The organism is Lactiplantibacillus plajomi (assembly GCF_005405405.1).
GTDB lineage: Bacteria > Bacillota > Bacilli > Lactobacillales > Lactobacillaceae > Lactiplantibacillus > Lactiplantibacillus plajomi.
The window spans coordinates 1-7782 of record NZ_BJDZ01000034.1; the positions used below are offsets into that span (position 1 = coordinate 1).

The window sequence follows — 7782 nt, forward strand, 5'->3', positions numbered from 1 at the left end:
CAACTTGAAGATGAGTATCAAACTCAAATTCAAAATTTAGTCGTGGCATAGGACAAAAAAGTCTCTATTTAAATTGTCTATTTTATTGACAGGGGACCAACTCCAAGATGAATATCTTCAGAGTGGTCTATTAGAAAATAAAATCGATGATGATTTCTTTACTAATTTGATTGTAAATAAATTGGATGGTGGATCAAGTGTAAATGAAGACATTGATACAGAACATAGCGCTGATGTTTTAACTGATAGTTCTGAAAGGGTTAAAAGTAACAGTAATATTAAGAAAATTACAGAAGTAGAATCGCGAAGTTTTGTTAATATTCTTAAGCAAGAGAAAGTTATCAAAAGCGATGGTAAATTAACGATTTCTGGTTTAAAAAAAATACGTACTGATGAATCAAAAAGGGTCCTTGTTAAGAAGGTTGAAAAAGAAGGTATTGATAAACAATCTGCTGAGGCGATGATTGATCAAGTTACTGTCAGATTTGATATTCCTAAACCAATTGATCGTAGTAAAAGAACAAATGTAAATCTCACTAATAGGGATAATCCATATTTAAAGGATTTATGGAATAAAATTTGCCATAAAGTAAATTATCGTGTCAAGTTTAGTGAGGATGATTTAATTGAAGATATTGTTAATGGTAACAACCCATTATCGGAGATTCGAATCAAAAAAATGACGGCCGTTCAGACGCGAGCACGAATAAATCTTCTTGACCATAGAGTAGAGAACCACATTGTGGAACAAAATACTGAACGCTTAACTTGGTCGAAATTACCGATCATTGATGTAGCAAAACAGATTGCCGATGGTTCCGGACTAACTCGACAAGCAGTAGTTAGGATGATTTTGCAGACTCAGAAGAAAAATACAGGATTCATTGATAAGATAAAAATGAATCCTACGTTATTTGCACAACGAGCTTTAAATAATATAAAAGCCCATCAGCGAAATCTTTTGAACAAGTCTTTGGTATATGTTCAAAATGGTGAAACTTGGTCTCAGGATAAATTACAACCGTTTAATGCAGCAAATAATACGTTATGGAAAGTACCAGAACGTGGTTTTAAGAAAACGTTATTTGAACAGATTGCTACCCAATCTGAAGAAGAAAATAATTTTGCAGAATCTTTAATTAACGAAAATAAAATCAAGTACTTTTTAAAGTTACCAAATTGGTTTAAGATTCCAACGCCATTTGGTAACTACAATCCGGACTGGGCAATTCTTGCCGAAACTAACGATGTAGAGTGTCTGTATTTCGTTGTTGACACTAAGACAACATTAGAAATGAGTGATCTACGTGAAGAAGAACAAGCACGAATTAACGCTGGTCGGCAGTCATACAAGGCAAAGGGGTTTGAAGACGTATCATTTGAAGCACCAATTAAAGTTATTGGTGATATAGAAATGTAAATAGTCGAGCGTTTGCTATGTAGAATTAAATACAAAGGAAAAAATAGCGAATAGTTGTTGTGTAGGTTGTTATGGGCTTCCATATCATAAGTGATGTGGTTTTTCAGGAAGATGTCATTGCGAGTTTGAACGAATATACGGAGGGAACGTCCAAGACGGGCGTTCCCTTTTTGCATGGGCGGACAGTGGCGTTTGTCCTGTGGTTCGGGGGTACGGGAGGACTGCGGGGTGGCGGCGTGTTTGGCGTGATGGGGGATGGCAACTAGTTGACCCGTTTTCCCGTTAGTATTTAGTATTATTTATATCGGTTTTGCTTTATGTATTTATGTCTTACTCGCTTTTTCAGCGGGTTTTCGGGGTATTGTTGGCCTGATTATGTTTGTGAACAAAAATCTGTGGGGCCTTTGAGGGGATCCGCCAGTTTTTTCTTGCTGTGTTGTTGGTATTTTGATTGGCCGCTACACGGCCCAAGGCCCTGAGGACTAAGCACGCTGGCGAGCATGAACTAGGGACGTTCATGGTCTTAGGTCGCTTGCTACTGAGGTTGATCGTCTATTTGTATCTCTCTTGGGAGAGGTGTTTTTGATGATTGTCTTTAGGTGAAAGGGTATTTGCTGATAGGGGACGTCAGTCGGCCACAAGTCGCTGCGTTCCCGTGACAACTGTTTCACGTGAAACGTTTCGTAGGCATGTTATTATTGGATTGATTAGGATGGGTGTTCCAAGGGACTACAACATGTTTTACTCCTGATGTATGATTGGACTTAGTTGTGTACAATCAGGAATCGCTGTTTAGGTTGTTACGGGAGTCCGTATCATAAGTGATGCGGTTTTTTCAGGTGGGAACCGCTGTGTAGGGTGATACGGGTCACCGTATCATAAGTAACATTAGGCATTGCCCCGGATAGTGGCAGGCTAATGATGCCGCGATAGGTGTACATTAAGTCTGAGTAGTTAGATGTAAAATCTTAAATTAAACAATAGCGGTTGAAACTAACGAAAAACCAGGTCGCGGTCCCAATTCTGGGACTGCAACCTGGTTTGACGTTTGCAACTTACTTAGCAGGTCTGCCGCAGTAACCGTTGCAGGCACACTTATCGTCCGAAATCATCGGGCAGCGGCAGATACCATCGGCGCTGGCACAGCCACAGCCCTCAGCACAAGTCATACCGGCGTGGCAGTACGGGTTGGTGGTATCGTTGGTTGGTTCAGGGTTTGATTGAGTCATGAAATTACCTCCTCGGGTTGAATAGTTCTTGTTTTTGTAAAGTACCGTTAATCAAAATTTTAGACGCTTTTGATCTAAATGGCAACGGTCAACGTTAGGGGTGGAAAACGGGAACCCAAGGGAGTCGTTGCAACTTTTGAGGATGAGCGGTAGTGTACGGATAAGGATTGTTTCACGTGAAACAGGCTCGTTAGCTAGGTAATCAGTCGCTAGCCTAACGTTGTTTGAATTGCGGTAGTTATTATTCAAAATTTTTGCATGGGGTGCATTGAATTGAGATGGCGACAACCAACTAGGGCAGAAAAATCGTTTCCAAATTATTCTCCCTGGTTGCGGGGATTATTTTACCTACTCGGACCAGTTACAACGATTGAGCTGGTAGCTTCATTTTTTTCATGGGGAGACTTAATTTTAATCGTGTGCCTCGTTGTTTACGTGGTTTTCTTTGCGACTTTTTTGCTTGAAAGTATGAGTCATGCCATTCGTTATTTAAAGGGAGGTGATCGTCATGATGACTGAAGTTCGTCGGTTTAAAACCGAAGACGCGCCGGCCGTGGATGCGCTCGTTGCGCAAACTTTACGGGAATCTAATAGCCAAGATTATTCTGCAGCATACATAGAAGCCGAAGTACGCCAATTATCAGCAACGTTTTTTATTGAGAAGGTGCAAGAAACTCATTTCTACGTTATTTGTGATCAGGACCAAATTATCGGGACTGGTGCAATTGGCTCGTACTGGGGGAGTCAAACTGAATTTAGCCTGTTTGATATCTTTGTTCTACCAAAATATCAGGGCCGTGGCATCGGCCGCTTGATTATTGAAACGCTTGAACAAGATGCTTATTTCCGCCAAGCTGAACGGGTCGAAATTCCGGCGTCAATTACGGGGGTCGAGTTTTACCGCCACATGGGGTACGCGTTTAAGGGTGGCGTTAAAGTGCTGGATGACGAGCAACTTTACCGGCTGGAGAAGTTCTCTAATTGACAGTGAGTCGGGCTTAACGAGACCGCTGGTAGTTTGAAAGCTGTTAATCCAAAATAAAGGGTTATAATTCGCATAGAGACTAAACCTAAAAGGAGTCATTATTTTGGAATTTCAACAAGCTATTCAGTCCCGTCACTCGGTCAGAAAGTTTACGGATCAACCCGTTACGCCTGCTACGGTAAAAGCGATTTTGACCGATGCCCAGCAGGCACCTTCGTGGGTCAACTCGCAGCCGTACCACGTTCACGTTGCGATGGGCAAGTCGCTCGAACGTGTTCGGCAACAACAAGCTGATTTGGAACAAGCGGGAATGACCGGTACGCCGGACGTTCCGTTAATGTCACGGAAGCAATGGTCACCGCAAGCCCAAGCCAACATGGCAGCCTGGTCGCAAAACCTGGGCGCTGCCGGTAATGAAATGGCCGCCAACGCGGCGCAACTGTACCACGCGCCGGTCGTCTTGTACCTGACCCTGCCGGCTGGGTATTCTGACTGGTCGCTGTATGACTTGGGCGCGTTCGGGAACAGTATCGTTTTGAGCGCTAGTTCCCGTGGGCTCGCATCGATGACGGCCTACCAGTTTATTAAGTATCCCAAAATGTTGCGGCAGCAACTGGTGATTCCGGACGATGAAAAAATCATTATCGGCATTGGTCTGGGCTACCGGGACGATGCGGCCCTGGTTAACACCATTAAGGCGACCCGGATGCCGTTGACCGATATTTTAAGCGTTCATGATTAGTAGCTACGATGAAAAAACGGTTGCTCACCAGTTAAATGGCGGGCAACCGTTTTATTAGGCTTGATCAAATTTGGTCCATAACCAGTAATATTCAAGGTTACTACCGATTAGGCCGAGCCAGATGAGAACAAACAAGGTGGCCCCCAACTGTAAGCCGGTTAAGTGCCACTGGCTAATGACGAAGGTAATGAGAAGTAAGCCGTATAAGTAAGCCACTCCGGAAGTTAATAACTTTGAATGTACCTTGAACGTGATTTCACGGTCACGCTCGTCGTCGACCCAGTAGAGACCCTGAAACGAAGAAACCTTCAGCTTACGAATCAGGTACCACGATTGAAACCCGGTGCTCAGTAAAATCAGAACGATGGTAGCGGGGAGGACTAAGTGCGGTAATGGGTACAGCATGGCTAACATTGGAATCATGATCAGTAGTAACGTTAAATTATTGGTCCAAAAGGTAAAGCGGAGAATTTTACGTGCACGACTCATATTAATCGGCTCCCTTATGAAATAGATTATCGACAGTGGTTTCTAAAACGGCGGCGAGGCTGAAGGCCAGCGATAGTGACGGGTCGTACTTGTCATTTTCAATGGCGTTGATGGTTTGGCGGGTCACGTTAGTTCGTTTAGCGAGTTCGGCCTGTGATAAGTTGCGTTGTTTGCGACGAATCGCAATGGTGTTTTGCACGGAGCATCACATCCTTGGTTGAAATGTAAAACATCTTTTACATCTATAGTAAAACATGTTTTACATTTTTGCGCAAGGATAGTGTTAATTAAAATGTTTCACGTGAAACAAAATGACCGCTCCGGGACATATCCGGAAACGGTCATTTTGTTTGGGAGTGGGCTTGCAGTGCCCGGACGTCGCCAATTTTAGTTTTGAGGTGTTCAATCGACTGTGCCAATTGGACTTGTCGTTGTTGCGAGACACTGAGCTGATGCTGTAAAACGGCGAGTCGCTCGTCAATCGTGGTATCACCCTGGTGGTACATGTCGATAAAGTGTTTCATTTCTTTAAGTGTCATCCCACACTGCTTCACACAGAGGATGAAGTCGATGCGGTCTAAATCAGCTTGGCAAAAATCACGGACACCATGAACACGCTGAACTGGTCCTAAAAGACCCTGGCGTTCGTAGTAGCGTAGGGTTGGCGCGGAGATTTGGTAGCGTTGCGCCACGGCATCAATTTTCATCGTCATCACTTCCTTGACTTAAAGTATACTTCAAGGCGTAAACTGAAAACAATGAATGCGGTTTAATTGATGAACGGAAGGGGAACGATGACGTAATGGAATTTGCGACTTTAGGACAAACTTCAATTAAGGTTTCAAAAATTTGTGTGGGGGCCATGAGTTTTGGTCAGCCCGGCACGATGCATGATTGGACGTTGGACTATCCGGCCAGTGAAAAGGTGATCCGCCACGCTTTAGGGCTGGGGATTAACTTCTTTGATACGGCTAACGGTTACTCCAACGGGACTAGTGAGGAATATTTGGGCCGCGCGTTTAAGGAGAATCACATCCCACGTGATCAAGTCGTTATATCGTCTAAGGTTTACTTTAACGAGGGCCGACTTTCTAAGGAAGCCATTCACCGTGAAATCGATGGCACGTTAAAACGGCTGGGAACGGATTACCTGGATCTCTACATTATCCACCGGTTTGATTACGAGACGCCGATTGAGGAAACAATGAGTGCTTTAAATGACCTGGTCGTGGCTGGTAAGGTGCGGGCAATCGGTGCGTCGGCGATGTACGGTTACCAGTTCCAAAATATGCAACAAGTTGCAAAAGGCCATGGGTGGGCACAATTTCAAGCAATGGAGAACCACTACAACTTGTTGTACCGTGAAGACGAACGTGAATTAATTCCGATTTGCCAACAAATGGGCGTTTCACTAATGCCGTATAGTCCGTTGGCGGCTGGTCACTTAAGCCACCTTGCTTGGCAAGTCAATACGTTACGGAGCCAAACGGACCGCGTGGCGATGGGAAAATATGATCGAACCGAGCAAGAGGACAAACGGATTGTTGCGCGCGTCAACGATTTAGCGCAAAAATACGACGTTTCAATGGCGCAAATCGCCTTAGCTTGGCAATGGGCGAAGGGCGTCGTGGCCCCAATCGTTGGTTCAACTAAGACCCGCCACTTAGACGATGCGGTTGCGGCACTAAAGGTGCACTTAACGCCCGCCGACGTTGACTACCTCGAGGAATTATACCAACCGCACCCGATTGTTGGTGCGATTGACCATAATCCGGCGGCGGGGACTATTTTGATTGACGAAAAGAAATAGTCAGCGCCTTTTGAATGGAATAAATGACGACTAATTTTAGTAAAAAACGCTCCCGGCAAAATTTTGTCGGGAGCGTTCGTTATTTAGGCATTAGTCGCTAACCGTTGCGCCGAAAACGAAGTTAACGACGTAACCGTGAATAGTTCGAGTAACGGATGTCCGGATCGTAACTGCCCAGTTTGGCGTGCCTGGCTCAACTGGGTCAGTAAGCGCTCGAGCGCGGTTCTTTGACGTGACTAATGACCTTCTTTAAAAATTAGTTCGCACGTTTGCGACGACCAAAGTGGGCTAAGCCGAGTAAGCCAAGTACCCAGAGACCGAGTGCGGCTAGCGGACTCGCTTGGTCACCGGTTTGTGGTAGGGCGGTTGCGGCAACGGGTTGTGCCGTCTTTCTAGTGGTCGAAGTAGCTGACGAAGTCGTTGCTGGTTTAACGGTAGCCTTAGTAGCGTCACCAGTTGCTAATGGCGTTGGTGCGGGATCATCGTTCTGATCAGCGGCTTGGCGGGTTAATTTCAACTTAGGTGTGGCTGGATCCGTTGGCTCACCAGTGGCAGTCTTCGCCGCACCAAAGTCTGAGCTTCTCGTTTCGCCGGCTAAGCCAGATTCAGCTTGAGTTCCAGTTCCGGTCGTACCAGTCGTACTATCTATATCGTCGCTACCTGCTTTTGGTTCCGTCCCGGTTGCACCACTATCCGGGTCAGTCACGGGTTCAGTTTCCCGAACAACGTGGAAGACCTTGGTGACGGTGTTGCCAGCCATGTCGACTGCCGTGATCGTGAAGTAGTTATCACCCATGGCTAAGTCGTAAGTTTCGTTGAAATCGGCTGGGCCGTAAGGGTTCGAGTAGAGCGATTCGGGATCAACGTGGTTGTTGAAACCGGCGAGGTTTTTTTGGTGAACCACGTTGTCACCGTTCGTGTAGAGCCGGTAGCCGTTAACGTTATCATCAACCAACCCGGCCACGTTAAAGGTTGCCGCGGCCGTTGTGATTTCGTAAGTGCCGTCCGCCCCGACTTTCAACGAGTCGGCTTGCGGCATGCTCAAGGTTGGGAAGACCGTGTCCAAGTAAATTTGGAGTTCGCCATACTGGGTCGAGTAGTGGCCGT

The 7782-nt window shown here is 45.5% G+C and carries 9 protein-coding genes; 4 read left to right on the forward strand and 5 right to left on the reverse strand.

All coding sequences use genetic code 11. The annotated features are described in order from the left end of the window. Positions 1–73 precede the first annotated feature (73 nt). The gene (locus tag FFM82_RS11920) at positions 74–1420 is read left to right on the forward strand and encodes a restriction endonuclease (protein ID WP_137646032.1); all 1347 of its coding nucleotides are present in this window, start codon (positions 74–76) and stop codon (positions 1418–1420) included. A gap of 1055 nt (positions 1421–2475) precedes the next feature. On the opposite strand, the gene FFM82_RS13595 is transcribed toward FFM82_RS11920, so the two are convergent. Next, entirely contained in the window at positions 2476–2649 is a 174-nt protein-coding gene (locus FFM82_RS13595) for a hypothetical protein (protein WP_170178296.1), read from the reverse strand. Between the two features lie 511 nt (positions 2650–3160). Here FFM82_RS13595 and FFM82_RS11930 point away from each other — a divergent pair. Beyond that, positions 3161–3634, forward strand: coding sequence for a GNAT family N-acetyltransferase (locus tag FFM82_RS11930; RefSeq protein WP_137646048.1), 474 nt, complete (start codon positions 3161–3163; stop codon positions 3632–3634). A gap of 103 nt (positions 3635–3737) precedes the next feature. Next, entirely contained in the window at positions 3738–4376 is a 639-nt protein-coding gene (locus FFM82_RS11935; RefSeq protein WP_170178297.1) for a nitroreductase, read from the forward strand. A 54-nt stretch (positions 4377–4430) separates the two neighbouring features. Here FFM82_RS11935 and FFM82_RS11940 read toward each other — a convergent pair whose 3' ends face one another. From FFM82_RS11940 to FFM82_RS11950, 3 genes are all read right to left on the reverse strand, one after another. After that, entirely contained in the window at positions 4431–4865 is a 435-nt protein-coding gene (locus tag FFM82_RS11940; protein ID WP_137646035.1) for a hypothetical protein, read from the reverse strand. Position 4866: 1 nt separating this feature from the next. Beyond that, positions 4867–5064: a helix-turn-helix transcriptional regulator gene (locus tag FFM82_RS11945; RefSeq protein ID WP_137646036.1), complete on the reverse strand. Its 198-nt coding sequence runs from the start codon at positions 5062–5064 to the stop codon at positions 4867–4869. 142 nt (positions 5065–5206) lie between these two features. Continuing rightward, positions 5207–5572 carry a MerR family transcriptional regulator gene (locus tag FFM82_RS11950; RefSeq protein ID WP_137646037.1) on the reverse strand — a complete coding sequence of 122 codons (366 nt, stop codon included), beginning with the start codon at positions 5570–5572 and terminating at the stop codon, positions 5207–5209. Positions 5573–5667: 95 nt separating this feature from the next. Between FFM82_RS11950 and FFM82_RS11955 the strand changes: the two genes are divergently transcribed. Continuing rightward, the gene (locus FFM82_RS11955; RefSeq protein ID WP_137646038.1) at positions 5668–6675 is read left to right on the forward strand and encodes an aldo/keto reductase; all 1008 of its coding nucleotides are present in this window, start codon (positions 5668–5670) and stop codon (positions 6673–6675) included. A gap of 256 nt (positions 6676–6931) precedes the next feature. On the opposite strand, the gene FFM82_RS11960 is transcribed toward FFM82_RS11955, so the two are convergent. Then, on the reverse strand, positions 6932–7782 hold an 851-nt coding region (locus FFM82_RS11960), incomplete at its 5' end, for an LPXTG cell wall anchor domain-containing protein (RefSeq protein WP_137646049.1).